This is a genomic window from Ruegeria sp. CE9, assembly GCF_056537425.1.
The window spans coordinates 108346-132831 of record NZ_JBQFRO010000010.1 but is presented as its reverse complement, the minus strand read 5'-3'; the positions used below and the strand labels follow the sequence as shown (position 1 = coordinate 132831).

Annotated in this window: 24 protein-coding genes; 10 read left to right on the top strand and 14 right to left on the bottom strand. The window is 57.5% G+C overall.

The genetic code is table 11. The features are described 5' to 3' along the window. The first annotated feature begins 80 nt into the window (after positions 1-80). A complete protein-coding gene (locus tag ACR0B3_RS17885) occupies positions 81-1184 on the top strand; it encodes a DNA methyltransferase (protein WP_480810236.1) in 1104 nt (367 codons plus the stop codon). Positions 1185-1316: 132 nt separating this feature from the next. Next, complete coding sequence (locus tag ACR0B3_RS17880; RefSeq protein ID WP_480810235.1) at positions 1317-2699, top strand: adenylate/guanylate cyclase domain-containing protein; 1383 nt, start codon at positions 1317-1319, stop codon at positions 2697-2699. Positions 2700-2783: 84 nt separating this feature from the next. Here ACR0B3_RS17880 and ACR0B3_RS17875 read toward each other — a convergent pair whose 3' ends face one another. Then, positions 2784-3920: an alkane 1-monooxygenase gene (locus ACR0B3_RS17875; protein WP_480810234.1), complete on the bottom strand. Its 1137-nt coding sequence runs from the start codon at positions 3918-3920 to the stop codon at positions 2784-2786. Between the two features lie 60 nt (positions 3921-3980). Next, the gene (gene mutY, locus ACR0B3_RS17870; protein WP_480810233.1) at positions 3981-5036 is read right to left on the bottom strand and encodes an A/G-specific adenine glycosylase; all 1056 of its coding nucleotides are present in this window, start codon (positions 5034-5036) and stop codon (positions 3981-3983) included. Between the two features lie 81 nt (positions 5037-5117). On the opposite strand from mutY, the gene ACR0B3_RS17865 reads away from it, so the two are divergent. Continuing rightward, on the top strand, positions 5118-5624 hold the full coding sequence (locus ACR0B3_RS17865; RefSeq protein ID WP_480810232.1) for a DUF721 domain-containing protein: 507 nt from the start codon (positions 5118-5120) through the stop codon (positions 5622-5624). A 14-nt stretch (positions 5625-5638) separates the two neighbouring features. Beyond that, positions 5639-6304 carry a DsbA family protein gene (locus ACR0B3_RS17860; RefSeq protein ID WP_170686952.1) on the top strand — a complete coding sequence of 222 codons (666 nt, stop codon included), beginning with the start codon at positions 5639-5641 and terminating at the stop codon, positions 6302-6304. A gap of 38 nt (positions 6305-6342) precedes the next feature. On the opposite strand, the gene lpxK is transcribed toward ACR0B3_RS17860, so the two are convergent. From lpxK to ACR0B3_RS17835, 5 genes are all read right to left on the bottom strand, one after another. Beyond that, the gene (lpxK, locus tag ACR0B3_RS17855) at positions 6343-7341 is read right to left on the bottom strand and encodes a tetraacyldisaccharide 4'-kinase (RefSeq protein ID WP_480810231.1); all 999 of its coding nucleotides are present in this window, start codon (positions 7339-7341) and stop codon (positions 6343-6345) included. Then, the gene (locus tag ACR0B3_RS17850) at positions 7328-8563 is read right to left on the bottom strand and encodes a 3-deoxy-D-manno-octulosonic acid transferase (protein ID WP_480810230.1); all 1236 of its coding nucleotides are present in this window, start codon (positions 8561-8563) and stop codon (positions 7328-7330) included. Before ACR0B3_RS17850 ends, lpxK begins: the two co-directional genes overlap by 14 nt. Then, the gene (locus ACR0B3_RS17845) at positions 8560-9360 is read right to left on the bottom strand and encodes an inositol monophosphatase family protein (RefSeq protein WP_480810229.1); all 801 of its coding nucleotides are present in this window, start codon (positions 9358-9360) and stop codon (positions 8560-8562) included. Before ACR0B3_RS17845 ends, ACR0B3_RS17850 begins: the two co-directional genes overlap by 4 nt. Next, positions 9347-10693: a TldD/PmbA family protein gene (locus ACR0B3_RS17840; RefSeq protein WP_480810228.1), complete on the bottom strand. Its 1347-nt coding sequence runs from the start codon at positions 10691-10693 to the stop codon at positions 9347-9349. The genes ACR0B3_RS17845 and ACR0B3_RS17840 overlap by 14 nt, the downstream gene beginning before the upstream one ends. 125 nt (positions 10694-10818) lie before the next feature. Next, positions 10819-12342 carry a DUF2125 domain-containing protein gene (locus tag ACR0B3_RS17835; RefSeq protein ID WP_480810227.1) on the bottom strand — a complete coding sequence of 508 codons (1524 nt, stop codon included), beginning with the start codon at positions 12340-12342 and terminating at the stop codon, positions 10819-10821. Positions 12343-12474: 132 nt separating this feature from the next. Here ACR0B3_RS17835 and ACR0B3_RS17830 point away from each other — a divergent pair, with 132 nt between their 5' ends. Genes ACR0B3_RS17830 through ACR0B3_RS17820 form a run of 3 tightly spaced genes read left to right on the top strand, consistent with a single transcriptional unit; the run spans position 12475 to position 14563 of the window. After that, positions 12475-13224, top strand: a complete 750-nt coding sequence (locus ACR0B3_RS17830) for an SDR family oxidoreductase (protein ID WP_480810226.1) — start codon at positions 12475-12477, stop codon at positions 13222-13224. Continuing rightward, the gene (locus ACR0B3_RS17825; protein WP_480810225.1) at positions 13221-13829 is read left to right on the top strand and encodes an enoyl-CoA hydratase/isomerase family protein; all 609 of its coding nucleotides are present in this window, start codon (positions 13221-13223) and stop codon (positions 13827-13829) included. Before ACR0B3_RS17830 ends, ACR0B3_RS17825 begins: the two co-directional genes overlap by 4 nt. Beyond that, entirely contained in the window at positions 13826-14563 is a 738-nt protein-coding gene (locus tag ACR0B3_RS17820) for a VOC family protein (protein ID WP_480810224.1), read from the top strand. Before ACR0B3_RS17825 ends, ACR0B3_RS17820 begins: the two co-directional genes overlap by 4 nt. Here the strand turns inward: ACR0B3_RS17820 and ACR0B3_RS17815 are convergent, their stop codons facing one another. Further along, on the bottom strand, positions 14564-14860 hold the full coding sequence (locus ACR0B3_RS17815; protein ID WP_480810223.1) for an HNH endonuclease: 297 nt from the start codon (positions 14858-14860) through the stop codon (positions 14564-14566). A 44-nt stretch (positions 14861-14904) separates the two neighbouring features. Here ACR0B3_RS17815 and ACR0B3_RS17810 point away from each other — a divergent pair, with 44 nt between their 5' ends. Next, positions 14905-16083 (top strand): TIGR03862 family flavoprotein, encoded by a 1179-nt coding sequence (locus tag ACR0B3_RS17810; RefSeq protein ID WP_480810222.1) that lies wholly within the window; start codon positions 14905-14907, stop codon positions 16081-16083. A 3-nt stretch (positions 16084-16086) separates the two neighbouring features. On the opposite strand, the gene holA is transcribed toward ACR0B3_RS17810, so the two are convergent. From holA to ACR0B3_RS17790, 4 genes are all read right to left on the bottom strand, one after another. Continuing rightward, positions 16087-17115 carry a DNA polymerase III subunit delta gene (gene holA, locus ACR0B3_RS17805; RefSeq protein ID WP_480810221.1) on the bottom strand — a complete coding sequence of 343 codons (1029 nt, stop codon included), beginning with the start codon at positions 17113-17115 and terminating at the stop codon, positions 16087-16089. Next, positions 17112-17603 (bottom strand): LPS assembly lipoprotein LptE, encoded by a 492-nt coding sequence (gene lptE, locus ACR0B3_RS17800; protein WP_170686964.1) that lies wholly within the window; start codon positions 17601-17603, stop codon positions 17112-17114. The genes holA and lptE overlap by 4 nt, the downstream gene beginning before the upstream one ends. Beyond that, entirely contained in the window at positions 17590-20142 is a 2553-nt protein-coding gene (gene leuS / locus ACR0B3_RS17795; protein WP_480810220.1) for a leucine--tRNA ligase, read from the bottom strand. The genes lptE and leuS overlap by 14 nt, the downstream gene beginning before the upstream one ends. Positions 20143-20214: 72 nt before the next feature. Next, positions 20215-20697 (bottom strand): DUF3576 domain-containing protein, encoded by a 483-nt coding sequence (locus ACR0B3_RS17790; RefSeq protein ID WP_480810219.1) that lies wholly within the window; start codon positions 20695-20697, stop codon positions 20215-20217. Between the two features lie 281 nt (positions 20698-20978). Between ACR0B3_RS17790 and ACR0B3_RS17785 the strand changes: the two genes are divergently transcribed. Together ACR0B3_RS17785 and ACR0B3_RS17780 are read left to right on the top strand one after the other, a co-directional pair. After that, positions 20979-22040 (top strand): porin, encoded by a 1062-nt coding sequence (locus ACR0B3_RS17785; RefSeq protein WP_480810218.1) that lies wholly within the window; start codon positions 20979-20981, stop codon positions 22038-22040. 102 nt (positions 22041-22142) lie between these two features. After that, a complete protein-coding gene (locus ACR0B3_RS17780; protein WP_480810217.1) occupies positions 22143-22802 on the top strand; it encodes a YggS family pyridoxal phosphate-dependent enzyme in 660 nt (219 codons plus the stop codon). Here the strand turns inward: ACR0B3_RS17780 and ACR0B3_RS17775 are convergent. Then, positions 22786-23286 carry a L,D-transpeptidase family protein gene (locus ACR0B3_RS17775; protein WP_480810216.1) on the bottom strand — a complete coding sequence of 167 codons (501 nt, stop codon included), beginning with the start codon at positions 23284-23286 and terminating at the stop codon, positions 22786-22788. The two genes, ACR0B3_RS17780 and ACR0B3_RS17775, sit on opposite strands and share 17 nt — an antisense overlap. After that, positions 23283-24377: a GTP cyclohydrolase II gene (gene ribA / locus ACR0B3_RS17770; RefSeq protein ID WP_480810215.1), complete on the bottom strand. Its 1095-nt coding sequence runs from the start codon at positions 24375-24377 to the stop codon at positions 23283-23285. The genes ACR0B3_RS17775 and ribA overlap by 4 nt, the downstream gene beginning before the upstream one ends. Positions 24378-24486 lie beyond the last annotated feature (109 nt).

Sequence of the window (24486 nt, the reverse complement as noted above, 5' to 3'; positions counted from 1 at the left end):
AAATTGACGGCGAATCATCTTTGACTCATCCTTGTCTCAACCAAATGAGCGCAAAAGCGCCGTGGAACTGAGGCAGTGATATGACCACAATCAAGACAAAGGGCGCAACCGCGCTCCCTTTAAACACGATTCTATCCGGGGACTGCATCGATGTGATGAACAGTCTGCCCGAGGCGTCGGTTGACCTGATTTTTGCGGACCCGCCGTATAATTTGCAGCTGAAAGGTCAACTGCATCGGCCCGACAACTCTCAGGTGGATGCGGTCGATGATCACTGGGATCAATTTTCGAGCTTTGGAGCTTATGATCAGTTCACACGCGAATGGTTGAAGGCAGCGCACCGGCTGCTGAAACCCAATGGTGCGATCTGGGTGATTGGGTCCTATCACAACATTTTCCGCGTGGGGTCGGCTTTGCAGGATGCGGGCTATTGGATTCTGAATGACGTCGTGTGGCGCAAATCGAACCCGATGCCGAATTTCCGGGGCAAGCGTTTCACCAACGCGCATGAGACGATGATCTGGGCGTCCAAGCGTGAGGGTGCGAAGTACACCTTCAACTATGAGGCGCTGAAGGCCCTGAATGAAGGCGTGCAGATGCGCAGCGATTGGGTGCTGCCGATCTGCACCGGCCATGAACGCCTGAAGGACGAAAATGGCGATAAGGCGCACCCGACGCAGAAGCCGGAATCCCTGTTGCACCGCGTGCTGATTGGGTCGACCAATCCGGGTGATGTGGTGCTCGACCCCTTCTTCGGCACCGGCACAACCGGCGCTGTCGCCAAGATGCTGGGTCGTGAGTTCATCGGGATCGAGCGCGAGGAAAGCTATCGCAAGGTGGCCGAAAAGCGCATTGCCAAAATCCGCAAGTTCGACCGCGAAGCTTTGGAAGTCAGCGCCAGCAAACGTGCTGAGCCGCGCGTGCCCTTTGGCCAACTGGTTGAACGCGGTATGCTGCGCCCGGGTGAGGAACTCTATTCCATGAACCAGCGCCATAAGGCCAAGGTTCGTGCCGATGGAACGTTGGTTGGCGACAACGTCAAGGGTTCGATCCATCAGGTGGGTGCGCATCTGGAAAACGCGCCATCTTGCAATGGCTGGACCTATTGGTGTTTCAAACGCGATGGCAAGACCGTGCCGATTGACGTTCTGCGCCAGCAGATCAGGGCTGAACTGCATAACTGAATACCGCCGGTGCCTGTGGCCTGACACAAGGCACTAAGCCTTGCCCCGCCGTTCCCGGCGGGGTCTTTTGTTTTTGGCCCTGAGGTGATTGCATAGGGCAGCCCCTGAACGCGCATATGGGAGACGGATGCCATGACCGAGACCACCGCCAGCCAATCCCGCCTTAGCCGATTCTTTGTCACGCAACCGGACAACTTCGATCTGGACAACAAATACGCCGAGGCCGCGCTGGAGCGAAACAAGCGCGAAGGCCTGGAGCTTGCCGTTCGGGCGCGCTGGATTGCGATGGCGATGACCGGAGTGTTGCTGATCTACCTGAACCCGCATTGGGAGGTTCTTTGGTATCATTTCATCCTGCTGCTGATCTGCGCCAATGGTTGGTTGATCCGCCGCGCCGGTCGCGTCGGGCAATCCCGGACCGAGCTTCTGTTGATCTTTGTCGATCTGCTGATCATGACGTTGGGGATGATTGTGCCCAACCCGTTCAGCGACGATGTGCGGCCGTTGGCGATGCAATATCGATTCGACAATTTTCAGTATTTCTTCATCATTCTAGCGGCGGGAACGCTTGCTTATTCCTGGCGCACCGTCATCGCGATCGGATGGTGGACTGCAATCATGTGGACAGTTGGTTGGGTGATCGCATGGTGGGTCGCAACCCCGATCCCCGGAATCAGCGAACGGGTGGCCGAAGCCCTATCAGAATATCCGGATGTGGCCGAGCTCATGGATCCCAACAGTTTCATGCCAACCTTTCGTATCCAGCAGGTGATTGTTTTTGTAATGGTCGCGGTGACGCTTGGGGTTTCGATGCGCCGCCTCAGTCGATTGCTGATGTCAAACGCCGGACTTGAACGTGAGCGGGCAAATCTATCGCGTTACTTCTCACCGAACGTGGTTGACGAGCTGAGCCAGAATGATGAGCCTCTCAAACAGATACGCAAAGAGGATATTGCGGTCCTGTTCATCGATATCGTCGGGTTCACCAAGTTTTCGGCTGGCCGTGATCCATATGAAGTCATCGAAGTCCTGCGCGGATTTCACGCCCGAATGGAAACCGAAGTGTTTCGGCATCACGGAACGCTCGACAAGTACTTGGGTGACGGGTTGATGGCTACGTTTGGCACGCCGGTTCCCGGAGAGCTTGATGCGAGCAATGCGCTGGCCTGTGCCCGGTCTATGGTTGAAATGATCGACCGTTGGAATTTGGATCGCAGGCGGGCGGGTGAGCAAGAGATTCAGATCGGTGTTGGAGTCCACTATGGCTCGGTTGTCCTTGGGGATATTGGAGCAAACCGGTTGGAATTTGCGGTGATCGGTGATGCGGTGAATGTTGCCGCAAAGCTGGAAGCTCTGACGCGAGATTTTCAGGCGCACATTATTGTGAGTGAGGCGTTGCGCGCCAAGGCCTTAAGTGAGACGCCAAATGCCCAAACTATGATGGCTGGATTCGAACAGCGGGCAGGTCAACCTGTAAGAGGGGTCGCTGCTCCGATGGATATCTGGGTGATGTAGAAACCAAGGCTCCCGCCTGTCAGCACCGCATCAAAGATGCGATCCCTCCCGTTGGGCCAGGCAGCGCGCTGGTGCGCGCTGCGGTCAACTCCGGGGCGCAGGGTTTTGCGCTTTGTTATAGGGCTGCCAGTTGGTGATCTCGGGGTAATATTGCCGCCGCCATGCGCGCACTCTGGGATTCATGATGCGCCGCCACAAGGGGGGGATCATCGCTGCTATGGTCATGACCGGATAGCCATGTGGCAGTTGGGGTGCTGCATCCTGTGAATGGTGTTGTAGCAGCGGGAACCGGCGGTTTGGTTTGTAGTGGTGATCCGAGTGACGTTGCAGGTTGATCAACAGCCAGTTCGAGGCTTTTTGTGACGCGTTCCACGAGTGGCGCGGGCGGACATGTTCGTATTTGCCGTCACCCAAATATTTGCGCGTCAGGCCGTAGTGCTCGACATAGTTGACGAGTTCAAGTTGCCAGATCGCTGTGCCTGCTTGCACCAGAAACAAGCCAAGCCCTGACCATCCGCCTATCAGAACCGCTAATAGCAGCATAATCCCTTGCAAGGCCCAATAGCGCCAGAATGGGTTTGCCGGATCGGTCCAGAAACGATCTTTGCGGGCCAGTTTTTCGCGTTCGGCCCGGAAGGCAGAGATCAGGCTTTGACGTAGAACGCGGGGGTAGAACCGATGGAAGCCCTCATTATAGCGCGCAGTCACCGGATCACGTGGGGTGCCAATATAGCGGTGGTGCACCAGTAGGTGTTCAGAGCGGAAATGCGAATAAAGGACCATCGCCAAAAGGATATCACCCATCCAGCGTTCAAATTTGCCTTTTTGGTGCATCAACTCGTGGCTGTAGTTGATCCCGATCGTTCCGGATATCACGCCCATGCCAATGAACACGCCGATCTTTTCGATCGAAGACAGGTCAGCGGTGCGGGTGGTGTACCAGATCAGCCCGTAAAGCGTGAGGAATTGCACTGGAGCCCAAGCCTTGGTCAGCCAGATGTACCAGTTTAGCGAAACGTCTGGCGTATCCGGATCGGCGTTTTCCAAGTTAAGGCCCGTCAATCGATCCAGCACAGCAAAGGCCCACCATGTTGAGAGCGGCACCAGCAAGACCCACCAACCGCCTGCAAAGGTCGCGATCCAGATCATCGGGATCAGTAGATAAGAGGCCCAAAATGGAAGGGCGGATTGCCAACGGGAAAGAGTATCAGACGCAATCATCTTTGGGCTCCGAAAATCTTGGCAGAACACTAGACTGCCTGTATGGCCTTGCACATCGGTCTAATGGCCGCGCCACAGGTCATAAGCCTTGCGCATGACGGTGGGCAAGTCGCTGGGCTTGAACGCGTGTTTGTCCATGAATTCGAGATCGACAGGTTCCATCCCATTGGGCAATTCGACCGCCCAAATTCGCAGGATCAAATGGAAATGAGTGAAGGTGTGGCGCACCTCGCCCGGGATTTCCTGCCATTCTGCACCAAACGGAGGGCGTTCTGAGGGTGCCTCAGACCAATCTGATCCGGGCCAGCCTAACATGCCGCCCAGCAGGCCTTTGTCAGGTCGGCGTTCCAGTAGCAGCGCGCCATCACTGCGTTGCGCGATGTATATGTGGCCCAGCCTCGTTGGCTTGGGCTTCTTCGGTGTTTTTTTCGGAAGCTCAGCCTGCGTTCCAGCTGCACGCGCATAACAGGGCGCATAGACTGGGCAGATGCCGCAGGCTGGCGATTTTGGCGTGCAGATCGTTGCGCCCAAATCCATTACGGCCTGTGCATAATCTCCGGGCCGATTGGGCGGGGTCAGGTACGCTGCTTTCTCTTTCAACAGCGGTTTTGACCCGGGCAGGGGATCGTGAATGTCATAGAGCCGCGCCATCACGCGTTCGACATTGCCATCCAGCACTGTTTCCGGGCGATCAAATGCAATCGCTGCGATCGCCGCCGCCGTGTAGGGCCCAACTCCGGGAAGTAGCAGCAGCGCATCGTAGCTATCTGGGAAACGCCCATCATACTCTGAGGCTACGACACGGGCACATTTCAATAGATTTCGCGCGCGGGCGTAATAACCAAGACCAGCCCACTCGCCCATAACTTGCCCGTCTTCGGCGGCTGCCAGTGATTCTACAGTTGGCCAGCGCGTCGTGAAGCGAAGGAAGTAGTCGCGCACCGCGGCTACGGTTGTCTGCTGCAGCATCACCTCGGACAGCCAGACGCGGTAGGGATCAGGCATCATTCCTGCCGCGCGATCAGAAGGGCTAACGCGCCATGGCATTTCCCGCGCGTGGCGGTCGTACCAGTCCAGCAGAGCCTTGCTCAGGTCAGATTCGGTGCAGTCACGCAAGTTTTATGTAACTCCCTGTCGGGTTTCGCTGGCGCATGGGTCGCAGCTTATTACAATAGCCGCGCAAGAGTTGGAAACCAGATGCAACGCAGACGTTCTTCGACCCGCGGGTTCAAACGTACCGCCACTTTGCTGAATGACCGGATCAGACAGGCCGGGGAAAGCCGGGGCTTTGCCGTTTCGCGCTTGTTGACTCATTGGGCTGAGATTGTTGGTCAGGAAATAGCTTCGATCGCCCGGCCCGTGAATGTGGGATACGCCAAAGGTGGATTTGGGGCGACACTGACGGTGCTGACCACGGGACCGCAGGCCCCGATGCTGGAGATGCAAAAAGAACAACTGCGTGACAAGGTGAACGCGGTCTATGGCTACAACGCCATCAATCGCATTCGCATCACCCAAACCGCACCCACCGGTTTTGCAGAAGGTCAGGCCAGTTTCGACCACAAGCCGAAAAAGGCGAAACAAGCCATTGCGCCTGAAATAGCCGCCGAGGCCGACAAAGTGTCACGCGCGGTTCATGATGAAGATTTGCGCGCGGCCCTTGAACGTTTGGGCCGCAACGTTTTATCCAGACAGAAACGCTAAGAAAGGGCTGAGGAATGAGCCGGATTGCAACCGTTATATGTGCGGCTGTCGCCGTGGCCGCAGGCGGCTATTGGCTGACATTGTCGAATACCACCACACCTGCCAACCCGCTGATTGGCGCCGCCGAGGCGCAAGAGGCTGATCTGGACACGTCGACCATCGTCGAGATGGTACAGGGGGCTGAAGATGCGCCCGTCGAGATCATCGAATATGCATCATACACCTGTCCGCATTGCGCGAACTTCCATCAGGGTGCCTATAAGCAGCTCAAGAAGGATTTCATTGATACGGGCAAGGTCAAGTTCACATACCGCGAAGTGTATTTCGATCGCTATGGTCTGTGGGCATCGATGGTGGCGCGCTGTGCGGGGCCTGATAAGTTCTTTGGTATCACCGATCTGTTGTACGAAGGCCAGTCGGAATGGACCCGTGCCGGAGGCCCGGCCGAAATCGTTGACGAGCTGCGCAAGATCGGTCGCCTTGCCGGTATCGACAATGATCAGCTTGAGGCCTGCTTGCAGGACGGAACCCGTGCGCAGACTCTGGTCGCCTGGTATCAGGAAAATGCCGAGCGCGATGGGATTCAGGCAACCCCGTCGTTCGTCGTGAACGGCAAAAAGGTCGACAACCAGTCTTATGACGATTTCAAAAAGCTGATCGAAGACGAGCTTGGCAGCTAAATCCAGCTTGGCCAGCCTGGCTTGGGCTGGCCAAGCGCTTAGGGTGAAGGCGCGACCTGGGCCAGCATCTCTTTGACCTTATCATCCTGATCGATCTGCAATCGAACCGGGAGCGTCAGAACCTTGCTTCTGAACTTCGCAGGTAGCCGCACCGCGTCTTTCTCGGTTGTCACCAGTTGAGCGCCCAGCGCCTTGGCTTCGTTTTCCAGACGCGTCATCAGCGCTGAGGTCAGCGGTTGGTGGTCGTCTAATGCTTCGGCGCGCACCAGCGTCGCGCCTTGCTGCCGCAGAGTCTCAAAAAACTTATCTGGGTATCCGATACCCGCAACGGCCAGAACGGGTGTGCCGCTCCAATCCATGCCGGTTTGTAGTGGACGCACTTCGCCGATGACGTGTGGGACTGTAAGGGCAGGCCCCCATTTTTCTGAAAACACTAATTGTGCTTCGGCACTCCCAAGCGAAAGCACGAGATCGGCCCGTTTCAACCCAACAGCTACGGGTTCCCTCAAGGGACCGGCGGGCAAGCAAAGCCCATTGCCGAACCCGCGCCCGGCATCTACCACGATGATCGAGAAATCCTTGGCGACGGCAGGGTTTTGAAATCCGTCGTCCAGTACGATTGCCGTCGCCCCTGCAGCCACCGCCGCCTGTGCGCCTGCGGCACGATCTTTGGCAACCCAAACTTCGGCAAACGCGGCAAGCAGCAGGGGTTCATCCCCGACCTGAGCTGCGGTGTGTTTGCGCGGATCGACCTGCACCGGGCCTTCCAGCGAACCGCCGTGACCTCGGGTGACGACGTGAGGCTGATGCCAAGCGCCCCTGAGGTAATCCAAAACCCAGATTGCGGTGGGCGTTTTGCCAGTTCCACCCGCATTCAGATTGCCAACGCAAATGACCGGTACATCCACCGAGAGTCCTTGCCCACGCGCCAAACGACGGGCGGTCGCCGAGGCATAGAGGGACCCGAGCGGCGACAGCAGCCGGGCACGCAGGTCCAATCGATCAGGGTCCGTGTTCCAGAAGTCAGGTGCGCGCATTGTAGGCTCTCCGCCGGTCCAGTGTATCTTGCACCATTTCAATCAATTGGTCCGCCTGTGGCGCGCCTTCGGTGACGATCTGCCATCCGGCCAAGGCCATGTCAGCCGTGCGGTCCGGGGCCAAAAGCTCGACCACTCCATCGCCAAGCTCCGTCGCGGTTCGAATCCGCATAGCAGCTTTTTCCCGCCCCAACCTGTCATACAGATTGTGGTAGTTGCTGACATGAGGGCCATGGATTACCGCTGAACCTAAGGCAACGGCGATCAATGGGTCGTGGCCGCCCGAACCGCGCTCTAACGAACTTCCCATGAACGTAACCGCGGACACACGATGCCACAGTCCAAGGTCTTCGGGTTCAGCCGATAGGATCACCTGTGTGGTGTCTTCGATCGCATCTCCTTCATCCCAGTTGGCGCATCGCAAATCCATTGCCTCAAGCCGTTTGTGCAAGGGGGCGGACTCGGACATATCCGCCACGTGCAGAACCAAGGCCAGACGCGGCAGCATCCGCAAGGCCTGCCGATGCGCTGTCAGGACCGAGATAAACTCTTTGTCCTGCACCCAAGCGGCCAACCAGACCGGGCGACCGGCCAGAGTATGGTTGGTCTCGATCAATTCATCCTCGGGCCAGGGATCAGGATTGGGGCTGATATGCAGTGCAGGCGCAACTGATATTTTTGCCGAATTCACACCCAACCTGCGGATCTGGCGCGCGATCTCATCATTGGGGGCAAGGATCGTCGTAAAACAGTCTAGCGTGTATCGCGTGATGTCCGGCAGCCAGCGCCCACCGCGGGCGGTTTTCACGTCGACCATCGCCTCGATCAATACCAATGGAATTGCCCGTTCCTGCGCTCGGGTAATGATATTGGGCATCAACCCGCCCCCAAACCAAAGCCCCATGTCCGGGCGCCAATGATTCAGAAAAGTGCGGGCAGCGCCGGTGTGTTCGGCAGGCAATGTCACGATTGGCGCGCTACATTCGTCCCATTCCTCCAGGTCGATATCCGGAGGAACGGTTAGCAGCAGCGACAAGCCGGGCCGCACCGAGGTCAGACGGCGACAGAAGTCATCAACAGCGCGCAGCCGATCGGGTGTACTGATATGCACCCAAAGGACTTCGCCATCAGGGCGCGCCATGTCCGTGAAGCCCGAGCTTTGCGGCACACCCCAAGACAGAACGCGATAGGCAGCAAGGCTAAGAGAACGAGGCATGCTCATGCGGGTATACCGGCCCCGTTTGGGTCAAGCAGAGCATGAAGATGTTCATGGATTTCGGTGCCTGCCGCTACCACACCATTCAAGCGCGGGTCGGTGTTGTTGAACTGCAGAGGTTGCCCCAAACGGTCCGTGCATATTCCACCCGCCTCACGCATGATCAGATCACCTGCGGCGATGTCCCACTCCCAACTGGGGCGGAGTGTCAGCATTCCGTCAAAGCGTCCTTGGGCAACCAGCGCCATTCGATAGGCCAGCGAAGGGCGGTAGACGCGGCGAAAGTCGGGCACGGCACCCGATTGCCAATGCCGTGGGTTCAGATTGGGTTTTGCCGCCAATATCTCAGCCTCAGGCAAGTGCGCTTGCCCCGAAACGAAGATGGGTTCGTCGTTCAGCGTAGCTCCTTGTCCTTTCGCAGCCGCGTAAAGCAGATCTCGCATTGGTAGGTATATAACTGCAGCCGTAACCTCTCCGTTCTCGGCAACGGCCAGCGAGTGCGCCCATGTGCGGGATCCTTCGGCGAAACTGCGGGTGCCGTCGATAGGATCGATGACAAAGACCTGATCACAGGTCAGACGGTCGTCGGAATCCTCGCTCTCTTCGCTCAGCCAGCCATAGTTCGGACGTGCGCCGTGCAAGTCGCGCTCTAGCATTGCGTTCACGGCCAGATCGGCCTCGGTCACAGGCCCCGCGCCTTCAGGTTTGTCCCAGCGTTGCGCATCAGGGCCTGAATAGCGCGTAGCGATCTTTCCAGCTTCTAGCGCGGCGTCGATCAGCAAGGACAGGTCAGGTGCCGGCAAGTGTCATCCCTTCGATCAACAAAGACGGCACAACGCGCGACAGGTAAGGCCGTGCATCATTTGCCGGAATGATCCGCATCAGCATGTCGCGAAGATTGCCCGCAATTGTGCATTCATTGACAGGATAGGCGATCTCACCGTTCTCGACCCAAAACCCTGACGCCCCACGGGAATAGTCGCCAGTGTTCGGGTTTATCGTCGACCCGATCATCGAAGTGACCAACAGCCCGGTTCCCATGTCGCGCAGAAGCTCTGCTCGGGTTTTGTTACTTTGCGTCAGGCTGAGGTTCCAGTTGCTGGGCGATGGAGGTCCCGATACGCCGCGTGTTGCATTGCCGGTCGAGGTCATTTCCAGCTTTCGGGCGCTGGACAGATCCAGCGTCCAACCGGTCAGAACACCATCTTCAATAATCGCCCTGCGCCGCGTTGCCAGCCCTTCGGCATCGAACGGGCGCGAGCCCGAAATGCGCGGGCGATGAGGGTCTTCGATCAGAGACAGATGGGAGGGCAGAACCTGTTGACCCAAGCTTTCTTTCAGCCACGAGGCACCGCGGGCAATCGCAGCGCCATTGCTTGCGGCCAGCAGGTGGCCGATCAGCGACGACGAGATACGTTCGTCGAACACAACCGGGAAGCTGCCTGTCTGGGGTTTGCGTGCGCCAACGATCTGAACTGCGCGTTCACCAGCTGTGCGACCAATCTCGGAAGGGCTGCGCAGGTCTGCCTGAAATGTGCGACTGTCGCCATCATAGTCACGCTCCATCCCCGTGCCTTCGCCGGAAATGGCAACACATGAGGTCGAGCGACTGCTGCGCTTATATCCACCAGAAAACCCGTTCGTAGCTGCCAGATGGACTTGGTGTGTACCATAAGCCGCGGCGGCGTCGGAAACTTGTGAGACGCCCGTAACACCCAACGCTGCCGCTTCGGCAGCCAGCGCGTCCTGCATCAAGGCCTCGGCACTTGGTTCCGGACTTGGATCAAACAGTTCCAGCGCGTTGATATCCCAATTGGTGATCAATTGATCGCGCGCGGCCAATCCAGTGAACGGATCTTCGGGGGCTTCGCTGGCCATTGCAACGGCGCGTTCGGCCATCGCTGCAAGCGTCTCAGGACGGCTGTCTGAACTGGATACGATTGCTTGCCGCTTGCCCAGGAAGACCCTTAGTCCCAGATCAGTGGCTTCCGAGCGTTCGGCATGTTCCAACGCGCCGCCGCGCACCTCGACAGAGACGGATGAGCCATCAATAACAATGGCATCTGCCTCTTCGGCGCCAGCTTTGCGGGCTGCAGCCAGCAGCTCTTCACTGATGTTCTGAGGTGTTCGGGTCATGAGGCCTCCGGTCTTGTTGTACTGGACCTAGCCTTGGACCGTCCGTCCCGCAAGGCCTGCAGCCCAATCGCTTTATGTGCCTCAGCCAGGAAAGGCCACCAATGCGGCCTTTCCTGATGATTTGATCACTTGATGCGCTGACCGTTGGCCAGAATCTGACCATCCTCGGTGAACTCGATCTTCGAGTTCAGTGTATCAGGTTCTTCACCCGGAACAGCCATCAGACCCATCATCATACGTGCGCCCAACGCGTCATTCTCCGAGACAAAGCCCATGCCGATCAGCGTGTCGAGCAGAGCGTTGGCGCCAACAAGCTTCAGATTGGCGACACCTGACGGAGCAGGCAGGCCATCAAACTCTTCCGTGTTGGAATTGTCGAATGTGAAATCTCCGTCACCGGTCAATTCTGCGCCGACCAGCGATACAAGCAATTCGTTGATCTTCAACGAATGCAATTCGCCCGGAACAATATCCGATGTCTCAAGCTCTTCGACCGCTTCGGGATCCATGAAGTCGACCAGAACTTTGGCGGTACCGGTTGCGTCCAGTGTGATGGTCGCCGGATCGCGGGGCAGCGCACTTGCAGGGTCGAACATGCTCCACAACACATCGGACATCGTGAAATCTGTCAGGTTCATACCAAATCCAAAGGGTTGGATTTCTTCCGAAGCCTGCACCGGAAGTTCGAATTTCATCCCCGCATTGGCCATCGCAATTTCGATTGGGAACGGAAGATCGGATGTCGTGACGGCCAGTTTCGTGCTGTTTTGCGCAAGGTCGTAGACAAGCCGCTGCGCATCGATACTGCCGGTAAAGCTGCCGCCTTCGGAACTGCTGCTGAGCGAGAAGGGCTGACCTTCAGCCGTGCCCGCCACTTCGGTGTTACCCGAGGCATAGGTGAATGTGCCTGACGCAGCAAATCCGGCCTCATAAATATCTTGTACGTTGGAAACATCGAAATCAGGCGGGATGATCGTATCACCTTCGAACTTCAGATCGCCCAGCGTGCCGCTGATCCGGCCCGTATCTTCGCTTTCAGGCTCGTTGAAGGCCACGTCGTAGGTGAGGCTGTCAGCGGTGAACTGCTGCGCGATGTCGCGCATCTCGCCGATCTCCATCTGGGAAGAACCTGCAATCTGGTCCATCTGAACGTTCAGCGCCAGCATATCGTTCGGCACGGTTTCACCGTCAAAATCGATCGAATCCAGTGCAAGGTTCAGACTGTTGGCCGAATAATCATAGGTCATGTTTTCGGGCGTGCCGGACACAACCATTTCCAGAGCATCATGCGAATATACCAGATCGGCCGAGAAGGTTTCGCCCTCGGCTTCGCCCGAGATGGTCATCGGAAAACTGTCGGGGAAGCCGATGTTGACTGTACCGTCCCCATTCTCGATCAAAGTCATCTGAGGGATGACCATGTCGAAAGTGCCTTCGGTATCCGGAATGGCCATGGCCATTGTCATGTTCGAAATTGTTGTCACATTTCCGGAAACGCTTTGTTCACCGGTCACATCATAACCCATGCCGCCCAAGTAAGCTTGCCAATCGGCCCAGACATCATTGGCGGTAACATCCGCAAAAGCGCCGTTCGTTGCGACAGCATAGGCCAAAGCTGCACCGCAACTGCGGCGAAGGAAAACAGTCATAAGAGAACCCTTCTTGATCAATTTGCGCGCATGGTCGTGCCTGCGGCGGCCAGCGTCAAGGGGGAAGGGCTGGACCAATTCCCCATTTGCGGGGTACGAGTTAACACAATTTCAAATGCAGGGATTTAAACGATGCAAATGCAAGGAAAAACTGTACTGATTACAGGCGCTAGCCGAGGTATCGGAGCGGAAGCTGGGCGCGTTTTTGCCGCAGCCGGGGCGAACGTGGCGTTGGCCGCGCGCAGCCGTGATCAGATTGAAGCATTGGCGGCAGCGCTGGGCGACAACGCCATCGCATTGGGCTGTGATGTCAGTGATTTTGGTCAGGTAGAACAGACGGTTGCTGATTGTATCGATCGGTTTGGCTCGCTGGACGTTCTGATCGGGAATGCAGGTGTGATCGATCCGATCTTTCATCTTTCCAATGCTGATACACAGGCTTGGAGCCATGCAATCGATATCAATCTGAAGGGTGTTTTTTATGGAATGCGCGCTGCACTGCCCATTATGCGGGCGACAGGTGGGGGGACTGTTCTGACCGTCTCGTCCGGTGCTGCGTCCAATCCGGTTGAAGCCTGGAGCCACTATTGCACCTCAAAAGCGGGGGCAAAGATGCTGACCGAGTGTCTGCATCTGGAAGAGGCGCACCATGGCATCCGCGCCATGGGTCTGTCACCAGGTACCGTCGCGACTGACATGCAGCGCGTGATCAAAGCCAGCGGTATCAACCCGGTTAGTCAGTTGGATTGGGACGATCATATCCCGGCAGACTGGCCAGCAAAGGCGCTGATGTGGATGTGCTCGCCGGACGCGGATGAGTTCTTGGGGACAGAGATTTCGTTGCGCAATGAAGATATCCGAAAAAGGGTCGGGCTGACGTGATTGAGCTGACGCAAGACGACGGGCTTTGGACGGTTACGCTGAATAATCCTGATAAAGCCAATGCGTTGACCGCTTCGATGCTGGGCGAATTGGTTCGTATCGCCGAAGCGGCAACTGAAGCACGCGCCCTGATTCTAACCGGTGCGGGTCGCGTGTTCAGCGCTGGTGCTGATCTTGAAGAAGCGCGGGCGGGTCTTGCGACTTCGGACTTTTGGGAACGGCTATCTGGCGCGATAGCCGACTTACCCTGCCTGACGGTGGCGGCTCTTAACGGTACCCTGGCGGGCGGAGCGAACGGCATGGTTCTGGCATGTGATCTGCGCATTGCGGTTCCCGCAGCCAAGTTTTTCTATCCGGTGATGAAGCTGGGCTTTCTGCCGCAGCCGTCTGATCCCAAACGTATGGCGGCGCTGATAGGGCCGTCCCGAACCAAGATGATATTGATGGCCGGACAAAAGATTACCGCAGAAGAAGCCTATGCGTTTGGTTTGGTGGACCGGGTGGTCGAGCCTGATCAGTTAATGCCCACGGCACGAGAGTTAGTGGCTGACAGTCTGTCTGCAGAGCGATCGATAGCCTTAGGCATTGCCGGATTGTGCCCATGAGGTTGGCCGCGCTGCGATTGCGGGTCGCAAACCCCGATGCTTTGGCGGCGTTTTATCACGACGCGCTTGGCATGCGTGTTCAGGTCGAAGGTGCAAATCGACGCGTAGGATACCCCGGACAAGATGCCGATCTTTTGCTGATGCCGGGCGGTGGTGGTTACCACCATGACCGAGGGCAAAGATACTGGAAAATCGGGATCACCCTGCCGAATGTTGATCTTGCCGCAGATCACCCGTGCCAGATGGGCGTTACGGTCAGCGCACCGCGGCAGTTTCTGGATATTGGCTATATGTGCCATCTGAGCGATCCAGAGGGCTTTGTAATCGAGCTGCTGCAACACGAATTCGAAGGAAACCGGCCGGGCGATGCCGCCAGTTCGGATGCGCCATTTGCAGGGGCTTGTATCGGCCAGATCACATTGCGCACCGGAGATATCGCCGCCGAGGATGCATTCTGTCGATCTCAGGGTATGTCCTTGTTGTCGATGCAGGGTGTGGAACCCTATGGCTTTGATTTGCATTTCTACGCATTCACAGAAGACACGCCGCCAAACCCAGATCTTTGGGCGGTCGAAAATCGGGAATGGCTTTGGAAACGCCCTTATACAACGCTGGAATTCCAACATATTCCCAGCGCTCGGTTTGCTTCGGTGCCCGAATTTCGTGGGATTGAAGTTGAAGGGTTGGCTGATCCTAAAACGGATGCGTCTGGCGATCCGTGGCTTCCGACCTGATCAACGCCCGCGCCGCTTGCCCGGCACTTTTGAGCGAAATCCCGGAGGGCGTTTACGGACCCATTGCAGGAACTTATCCAACCTCGGATGCGCGCGAAGCGCATCAACCGTGTTGAACTCGCGCGCAAGCTCGGCCTCGGTCAGCGTTGCGTGGATCTCCTTGTGGCAAATCTGATGCAACAAAACAGTGGGCCCGCCCTTGCCTCCTTTGAGCTTTGGGATCAGATGGTGCAGGCTGCCTCCGCCCTCAGGAATAGGGCGGTCACAGAGTGGGCAGATAGGTTCGGTGTTTGCCATAACCTAAACTCGTGCTGAAACGTGCGCAGGGCAAGAGGGATACAATGGCGCAAACCATAGTTATTGGGGCGGGGCCTGCAGGTCTTATGGCGGCAGAGCAGCTTGCTGCGGCCGGGCACGAGGTTGTTGTGGCCGAAGCCAAGCCCTCGGTCGCGCGCAAGTTTCTGATGGCGGGAAAGTCTGGTCTGAACCTGACCAAAGACGAACCGTTTGAGACGTTTATGAGTGCATATGCCGAGGCCACGGATTGGCTGCACCCCATGATCAGCGCGTTTGACGCACAGGCCGTCATGGCTTGGGCTAGCGATCTTGGGCAAGAGATGTTTACGGGTTCGACCGGTCGCGTTTTCCCGACGGTCATGAAGGCCTCGCCCTTGCTGCGGGATTGGCTTGCGCGGTTGGATCAGGTTGGAGTCCAGATCAAGACCCGCTGGCACTGGCAAGGCTGGCGTGAGGATGCTTTGGTGTTTCAGACCCCAGATGGCGAACAACTGCGCAAACCCGATGCGACGGTTCTGGCGTTGGGCGGTGCCAGTTGGGCGCGGTTGGGATCGGATGGCGCATGGGCGCCGTGGCTTGCCGACAAAGGCGTGGCTTTGGCGCCGTTTGCGCCCTCAAATGGAGCGCTGTCGGTCGATTGGAGCCGTTTTATGCAGCCACACTTTGGGGCGGCAGTGAAATCAGTGCGTTGGATGTCGGGTGCGGTGGAAAGCCGGGGCGAAGCCACGATTTCCGCAAGAGGGCTGGAAGGTGGCGGGCTATATCCCTTGACCCCGGCGCTGCGCGCGGGTGCGCCACTGTTTCTGGACCTTATCCCAGACGTCACGGTCGAAGGGATGCGCGCGCGATTGGATGCGAAGAAGCCCAAAGCAACTTTGACGCATTGGCTGAAGAACGGTCTAAGGTTGCCGTCGCAGAAGGTGGCGCTGTTCCATGAGATGACAAAGGGCCACGTATTGGCGCAATCAGACTGGATCGGCGCGATAAAGAACCTGCCTATACGCCATTCTGGACTGCGACCAATGGATGAAGCGATCTCGACTGCGGGTGGTGTCGCTCAGGACGCTCTGAACAATCGTTTGATGCTGACCGCACTTCCGGGCGTGTTCTGCGCGGGTGAGATGCTGGATTGGGAGGCCCCAACGGGTGGCTATCTTCTGACCGCCTGTCTGGCGACAGGACGCTGGGCTGGACAGTCGGCCGCAGCGTGGTTGGACCGCTAGGTATCAGCCTGATCGCGCCAGCATCGCCAGACGGATCATGGCGCGTTCCACCAGCGACATGGCAGGCGCGGTCTGATTGGCCGAGCGCAATGACAGATCCGTGTCGGTCAGAACCGTCAATGCGGTCTGCAGTTTAGGTGCCCCCCAGCCCTGTGCCTGACGCAAGATCCGATCGCGCCGCTTGCCGTAGACCGGAGGGCGCAGTTTGCCGATCCCCTGCGCCGCGCCACCGGGATCGGAAGCGCAGGCATAGAGGGTGCGAAAATGCCGTGTCGTGCCGATGCATAGGGTTACGCCATTGGTGCCTTGCGCTTGCAGTCGGCGGATCAGAGGCCCGATTTCTTGCGCCCGGCCCTCGGCCACGACGTTCAGCACATCGTCCAGCGCCGCCTCGGTTGACCGCGGAGCGCAAGCCTCGATGTCGTCGATTGTCAGTTCGGCTGCATCGCCACGCTTGTAGAGCGAAAGTTTCTCAACCGTTTGTGTGAAATCGCCGGGGCTTAACGCCAAAGCCAGCTCGCCAAGCGCCGACATCGAATCGCGCGGGATATTCTGCAACCCTGCCTGTGCGAGAATCCGTTCAACCTCGGCACGTGAAGGCGGGTCATCGTAGATGCCTACGGCGTAGACCGCCGGGTTTGCTTCGAACGCTTTGCGGATTTTTGAACTGGGCTTGAGCTGACCCGCCGTCACGACGATCTGCGCATCACCATGATCCCAGTCTTCCAGCGCCGCGAGTATTGCCGGCGCGGCAACCTCGGTGGCGTCCTCGACAAAGACAGCGCGGGGGCCGGGGAAAAACCCAACAGCCTTAACTGCGTCCAGCAAAAGCGCTGGGTCGCCGCGCAAGTCACTTCCGGGGATGCGGGTCAGGCGCATTTCCTCTTCAGCGCCGGGTCCCAACAAAGCCGCCAGAACTTGCTGACGCTTTAAGGCAACGCGCATCGCGTCCGCCCCGTAGATCAACAGCCCGGCTTTGTCCGCGTCCGGCTTGGCAAAATACCCATCAGCCTCGCGCGGGCTCAGCTTCATGTGGACAGGCCCGGTGTGGCGTAGAGGCGGTTTACGATCTGATCAGCCAGAATCACCATCAGACGCTCGGTCGCATCGCGTTCATCCGCCAGCGTCGACACCGTTGAACCTGCAGCGGAATAACCGACAAATTCGGCAACATTGCCCGAAGCGATGATTTGCCCGGTCGCGTTGGATTTCAACGCGTAGGATGCGTTGCCGTCGATGGTATAGCGATTGGTTTCGTTCGCCGTGGTGATCGACGCCCTGCGCGTGGTCGTCGAAACCCCGACCTCCAGCTTGTAGTCTTTGCCCGAGGTCGCGCTGCGACCCAACTTGCGCTCCAGATTCTGAACCAGCAGGAAGCTTTCGACCGTATTCGGGGCCGAAACCTCGACCCTGCCATCCAGCGCCGAACCCGATCCACCGGGTGCGTAGACCGGCTCGAAACCACACGCGGCAAGCGCGAGCGGCATCAGTAACAGGGTTCTGCGATCAAACGACGACATTTACGATCCGGCCTGGAACAACGATCACTTTCTTCGGGGCGGCACCGTCCAGCGCCTTTTGCACAGCTTCGGTGCTGAGTGCGATTTTTTCAACCTCTGCCTTGTCCAGATCCTTGGCCACGCTGATTTCAGCGCGGCGCTTGCCGTTGATCTGGATTGGCAGGGTGACGGTGTCATCGACCAGCATTGCTTCGTCAGCCATAGGCCAAGGTGCTGTCGCGACGAGACCTACACCACCCAACAATTGCCAAAGCTCTTCGGACAAGTGGGGTGTCATCGGCGACATCAGTTGAGCCAACGTCTTTGCCGCCTCGCGCTTGGCCACTGCGCCTGCTTTGGACTTAGCCAACGTGTTGGTAAAGGCATACAGCTTGGCGATCGAGGCGTTAAAGCCAAAGGATTCTACCCCGCCCGTGACGTCGTGGATGGCTTTGTGCATTTCGCGCAGCAGCGTTTCGTCATCTGTGTTGGCAGGTGCATCCGATTCGGCGATTTCCGAAACGATGCGGTGCACGCGGCTGAGGTGTTTAAATGCAGCCTCAGCACCCGAAGCGGTCCATTCCACGTCGCGCTCGGGTGGAGAATCGGACAGCACAAACCAGCGTGCGGTGTCTGCGCCGAAGGCCGAGATGATGCTGACCGGGTCCACGACGTTCTTTTTTGACTTCGACATCTTGGCCGAGGGGATGATTTCAACCTCGGTGCCATCGGCAAGTTTGCCATCGGTCACATCTTCGGGCAGGTGATAGACCGGGCGGTCGTTGGTGTCGCGTGTCTGATAAATTTCATGCGTCACCATGCCTTGCGTGAATAGAGCATCGAACGGCTCGATCGCTTTCTTCGGCAAATGGCCGGTGATGTTCATAGCCCGCGCGAAGAACCGGGAATAGAGCAGGTGCAGAATCGCATGCTCGATCCCGCCGATATACTGGTCGACATTCATCCAGTATTCGGCTTCGGTCAGATCGGTAGGCGTTTCGGCGCGCGGAGCGGTGAATCGGGCAAAGTACCATGACGAATCGACGAATGTGTCCATCGTGTCGGTTTCGCGCTTGGCAGGCGCTCCGCATGATGGGCATGGCGCATCGCGCCAACTGGGGTGACGATCCAGCGGGTTGCCGGGGATGGAAAAGTCGATGGGTTTGCCGTTGCCATCATCATAAGGCAACTCGATCGGCAGATTCTCTTTCTTCTCGGGCACGGTGCCGCATTTTTCGCAGTGGACAACGGGGATCGGGCAACCCCAATAGCGCTGGCGGCTCAGGCCCCAGTCACGCAGGCGGTATTTGGTAACGCCCTCGCCCCAGCCAGCCTTTTCCGCGAAATCAACTGTGGCATTGATGGCCTCTTCGCCCGTGGCTTCGGTCAGACCTGCGAAATGGTTTACCCAGCGGACCTTTTCAGACTTCGGCGGGACGAATGCGATTTTGTCGACAGGTGTCTCATCGTCCATCGCAAAGAAGGTATCGACTACTGGCAGACCGTATTTACGGCAGAAATCGAGGTCACGTTGGTCATGTGCCGGGCAGGCAAAGATTGCACCGGTGCCGTAATCCATCAGAATGAAGTTGGCGATCCAGACCGGCAGTTCCCAATTCGGGTCCAGCGGGTGCTTGACGCGGATACCCGTGTCGTAGCCCAGCTTCTCAGCCGTCTCGATAGCCTCTTCGGTGGTTCCACCCTTACGGCATTCGGCAACAAATTCAGCCACTTCAGGGTTGTTGGCTTCCAGTTCCTTGGCAATCGGATGATCCGGTGAGATTCCGACAAAAGACGCCCCCAACAGCGTGTCGGGGCGCGTCGTGTATACGGTGATCGGCTCACCTCCGTCGATGCGCTCAAAGCCAAATTGCAGGCCGCGGGACTTGCCGATCCAGTTCTCCTGCATCAGGCGCACCTTGGCGGGCCAGTTGTCGAGCGTATCGAGCGCGTCGAGCAATTCCTCGGAATAGTCGGAAATTTTGAAGAACCACTGGGTCAGCTCGCGCCGTTCGACCAACGCGCCCGAGCGCCAACCGCGCCCGTTTTCCACCTGTTCGTTGGCCAGAACGGTCATATCAACCGGGTCCCAGTTCACCACGGCGTTCTTGCGGTAAACCAGCCCGGCCTCGAGCATATCCAGGAACAAAGCCTGCTGCTGGCCGTAATATTCCGGGTCGCAGGTGGCGAATTCACGGGACCAGTCGATCGACAGGCCTAGCGGTTTCATCTGGCCGCGCATATCGGCGATATTGCCGTAGGTCCAATCCTTTGGGTGGCCGCCGCTGGCCATGGCGGCGTTTTCCGCGGGCATGCCAAATGCGTCCCAACCCATCGGATGCAATACGTTATGTCCGGTTGCCAGCTTGTGGCGGGCAATCACGTCGCCCATCGTGTAGTTGCGCACATGCCCCATGTGGATACGACCAGAAGGATAAGGGAACATCTCGAGCACATAGTATTTCGGCTTGTCCGCCTTGTGATTGGCGGTGAAGATTCCGGCATTATCCCAGGCCTCTTGCCATTTTGCTTCGATTTCGGTGGCCGAGTAGCGAGACATTTTGCGGTCCTTCGTGAATGAAAACGCCGGGTAGGAACCCGGCGTGGTAATAATGTGAATTTAGGCGGGTTTCTAGAACTTGTTATCAGCAATACGCAGCTGGCGCGCTCGAGATAGAATGGCATCTTCGACCGCGCGCGACGTTGCAGCGCTGACCGGAGCACCACCACTGGTCTGTAGTGCAACAGAAAGAGAGCGCGCTTCCAGCGCAGGATCACTAATGTGAACCGTTGCCCGATAAGAGCGTCCACCGCCCGGCGGAGTGCCATAACCTGTTACAATCACACCGGTAAACGGATCAACCTCCTGTATAGGCAGGAAATTCAGCACATCCAGCGATGCTGTCCAGAGGTAACGATTCACCTGGGTAACCTGTTCGGACGTATTCGGCCCGAAAACATCCCAGATGGTCGAACGATTCGCATCATTCAGCTCACGTTCTTCTGTAGAGCTACCATCGGAGGTCAGCACGCTTGCATCACCCGGAGGTGGACGCCCGCATCCTGCAACCGCTGCAGTCATCAATATCATACCCAAAATCGTTAGCAGGCGCATCGGTGGAAGGTCCTGTATCACTTGTTTTGTACTGTTCGGGTGACACTCCTAGACAAGGACCCCGGCTGCAACAAGCCAATTCTTTATCTAACGTTGATGAGCGATGGGATGGATCTGGCTGAAATCGACTGTGGCATCCTTGCACCAATCGGGGTCGAATGAGGCCAGAGCGTTTATGGCAAGCTTGCGCAAAGGGGGGAAAAAAAGCGAAACGGTGTCCGTGCTGAGACGCGTGCTTTGCATGTGTCGAGTAGAAAATCTTTGAAACCGAGGGAAGCAAGATGAAAAAAATTCTCTTCGCATCGACCGCCCTGATCGCAACCGCAAGCGTTGCAGCGGCCGAAGTTAAGTTTAGCGGTTACGGCCGCTTTGGTATTGGCTACCAAGAAGACCGTAGCGAATCTGAAAGCACCACTTTCATCGATACCGCAACTGGTGAAACTGTAACAGCTACCGCCACTCGCGAAGGCCCGAGCACCATTCTGGTCTCGCGTTTCCGCTTGAACATCGACGGTATCGTTGAAACCGACGGTGGCGTTCGCTTTGAAGGTCGTGTTCGTCTGCAGGCTGACGAAGATGCCGGCAGCGGCGAAGCCGATTCGGCTGGCCTGAACGGCGCACGCTTCTCGGTCATCTTCGGTGGTCTGCGTGTTGACGCGGGCAACGTTGCAGGTGCGATCGACAACTTGGCCAACTACTACGGTAACGAGCCTGGTCTGGAAAACTTCATCGGTCAGTACTCGGGCGTCAACTATGACTTCCTGGGTTATTCGTCGACCGGTTCGGGTTCGAACGCTGTGTTCTTCCAGTACGCAGTTGGCGACTTCGCATTTGGCGCATCGTATGACCAGCGCGACAACGTAAGCACAGTAATCGACGTTGCGACCGTAGGTAGCGACACTGTACTGCTTGACGTTGAATCTGTTGAAGCAGACCGCTGGGACATCAGCGCAACTTACACCTTCGGCAACGTGACCGCGGCTCTGGCCTACGGTCAAACCGATGTTGACGGTGCTGACAAAGAAACCCTGACCGTTCTGACCCTGGGTGCAGAATTCGGTGACTTCTCGGGTACTCTGTTTGTTGCTGACGACGACGTGAACGACGAAGCTCTGAACGGTACCGCATATGGTCTGTCGCTGGCTTACAACCTGGGTGCTGCAACCACTCTGACCTTCGCTTACGGCGACGGTTCGGGCGACGGTGACACCCAGCAGTACGGCATTGGTGCCATCTACGACCTGGGTGGCGGTGCATCGCTGCGCGGTGGTATCGGCAACTCGAAAGCCGGTGACGGCGACGGTCGTGTTCGCGCCGACTTCGGTGCTCAGTTCAACTTCTAAGTTGATCTGAACCACACGGTTCAAGGGCAGGTCTTCGGACCTGCCCTTTTCTTTTGCTTCAACATGGTGTTTTGCTGCGGCAAACGCAGAACGAGAGGGCCCATGTCGCTGCAAGATATCACTAACCGTATCGCCAAAGCTGAATCGGCGGCAGGACGCACCAAGGGTTCGGTGCAATTGATCGCGGTTTCCAAGGTGCAACCAAACGACCGGGTCGAAGCCGTGTTGAAGCAGGGCCACCGGTGTTTCGGGGAAAACCGTGTTCAGGAAGCCGCAGGCAAATGGCCCGCATTTCAGGAGGCCTTCCCGGATGTCGATCTGCATCTCATAGGCCCTTTGCAAACCAACAAAGCACGGCAGGCCATCGAGCTTTGCAATGCGATCCATTCAGTCGATCGTCCAAAACTCGCCAAAACACTGGCGCGATTGGCGCAAGAGATGGGCAAGTGTCCCGATCTTTTCATCCAAGTTAACACTGGCCAAGAAGACCAGAAGGCAGGCGTTCTCCCTGAAGATGCGGATGCGTTCGTTGCCGAATGCCGAGGTTTAGACCTGTCCGTCAGAGGATTGATGTGCATCCCCCCAGTCGATGAAGAACCTGCTTTGCATTTCGCGCTGCTTGCAAAGATAGCCGGGCGGAACGGGTTGGAAGGGCTGTCCATGGGCATGAGCAGTGATTTCGAATCGGCGATTGCCCTAGGGGCCACTCATGTTCGTGTTGGATCCGCCATCTTTGGAGAGCGCGTCAAACCTCAGGGATAATCAGCCGTGTGCCTGGCACTATTGTCCTTGCGATCCATCGTAGATGATCGCGTCGGAAAGCTACGCAGCCCTCGGTTGAATATCTTGGTCGCCGCCATTGGTGCAAGAAGATCGCGGATCCCTTGCCAAGTATTGCATCGGGATAGTTCCAATCGGTAATCAATACTATGTCATAAAGCGGATCTGCACGGCGCAGCTTTTCGTGGCTAAAGCTATGAGGTGCGCGAACCAGATGGTTATAGGCGGCGTCCTCCAAATCGTCAGACCATAGATCACGCGGTCCGATAGGTCGTGCCCAACGAGCCGGGCGTTGCATCCGATCCGCTCGATAGAGCATTGCCACGATGCGATGCACTCCGACCGGGGTCGCCCCATCTCCTTCCTGCTTGGTTCGACTTACGCCCCCTTTGCCTATGGCGCAGGGGAATGTGCGTCCGAGAAATCGAACACCGCGTGGGGTCAGAACCAGATCGTCCGGTGTCACAACAGGTGGCCTGACTTTGCAGCTTTGGTTGCGAGATAGGCGCGGTTAAAGTCGGTTTCGCCGACCTTCAATGGGACACGTTCGGCCACAGCGATACCGGTTCGTTCCATCATCGCAATCTTTGCGGGATTGTTGGTCAGCAGGCGTACCGAATTGAACCCCAGTGATTTCAGGATGTCCGATCCAAGCCGAAAATCCCGCTCATCGTCTTCAAACCCAAGCCGGTGATTGGCCTCAACCGTATCAAATCCCTGATCCTGCAGAAAATAGGCGCGCATTTTGTTGGCAAGCCCAATCCCACGCCCTTCCTGGTTTAGATAAAGCAGAACGCCTGTGCCTTCTTCCCCCATCTGTGCAAGAGCTCCGCGCAATTGCGGGCCGCAGTCACACTTTAGGCTGCCCATAAGGTCTCCGGTGAAACAGGCCGAATGCAGGCGGGCAAGGACGGGTTTGTCGCGCTCGGGTCGGCCGATTTCCACTGCGTAGTGTTCTTCCCCGCCGTCTTCAGGCCGGAAAACATGTAGCCGACCAGCCTCGGACACCTCCATGGGCAGGCGCGCGGCAACAACCGGGTGCAGGGGGCTACGATCGGTCAAATAGGGCGCAGCGCTTGCATGGTCGATGCAGGTCAACCCGTGTGTTGAAGCAAATGCCCTGCCGTCTTTGATAGGGGCAACCACTGCGGCTGGTAGCAAATGTGCCGATTTGGCCAACGCTATTGCGATCCGGTGCAGATTTGCACTTCCCTGTCGTTCGGTCATCAACGGGCCTTTCATCGGCGCGTTCAGATCATCTGAGGGATCTGCCACCGCCTGCACCCAGCTCAGCCCAGCGTCCTCCGGGATCATGACCCGCGCCAGATCGCCATCATATGCACGCGCCTTCAGAGTTTCAGCACGCCGAACCGTGATGGCGACAACGGGGTTTCCACCCAAGCCGCGTAGATCAGCAAGCCTCTGAGGGCTCAGCGTCTCGGCGGCGAACCCCAGCACACCAAACCCCAATTCGTCTGTCAGAACCACGGGAACGCCCATGCGTAGGTCAGCACGCGCCCGTGCCAGCAATTCCGTGATGTCGGGAGTGAGACTCATGCATATTACCTAGAAGCGATCAGGCCTTCTCCTACCCCGATCACCGGGAAATGTGAAACAATTCCTCTGCATCAGACACGAGGGCGTGAGACCATTGCAGTAATTCTTG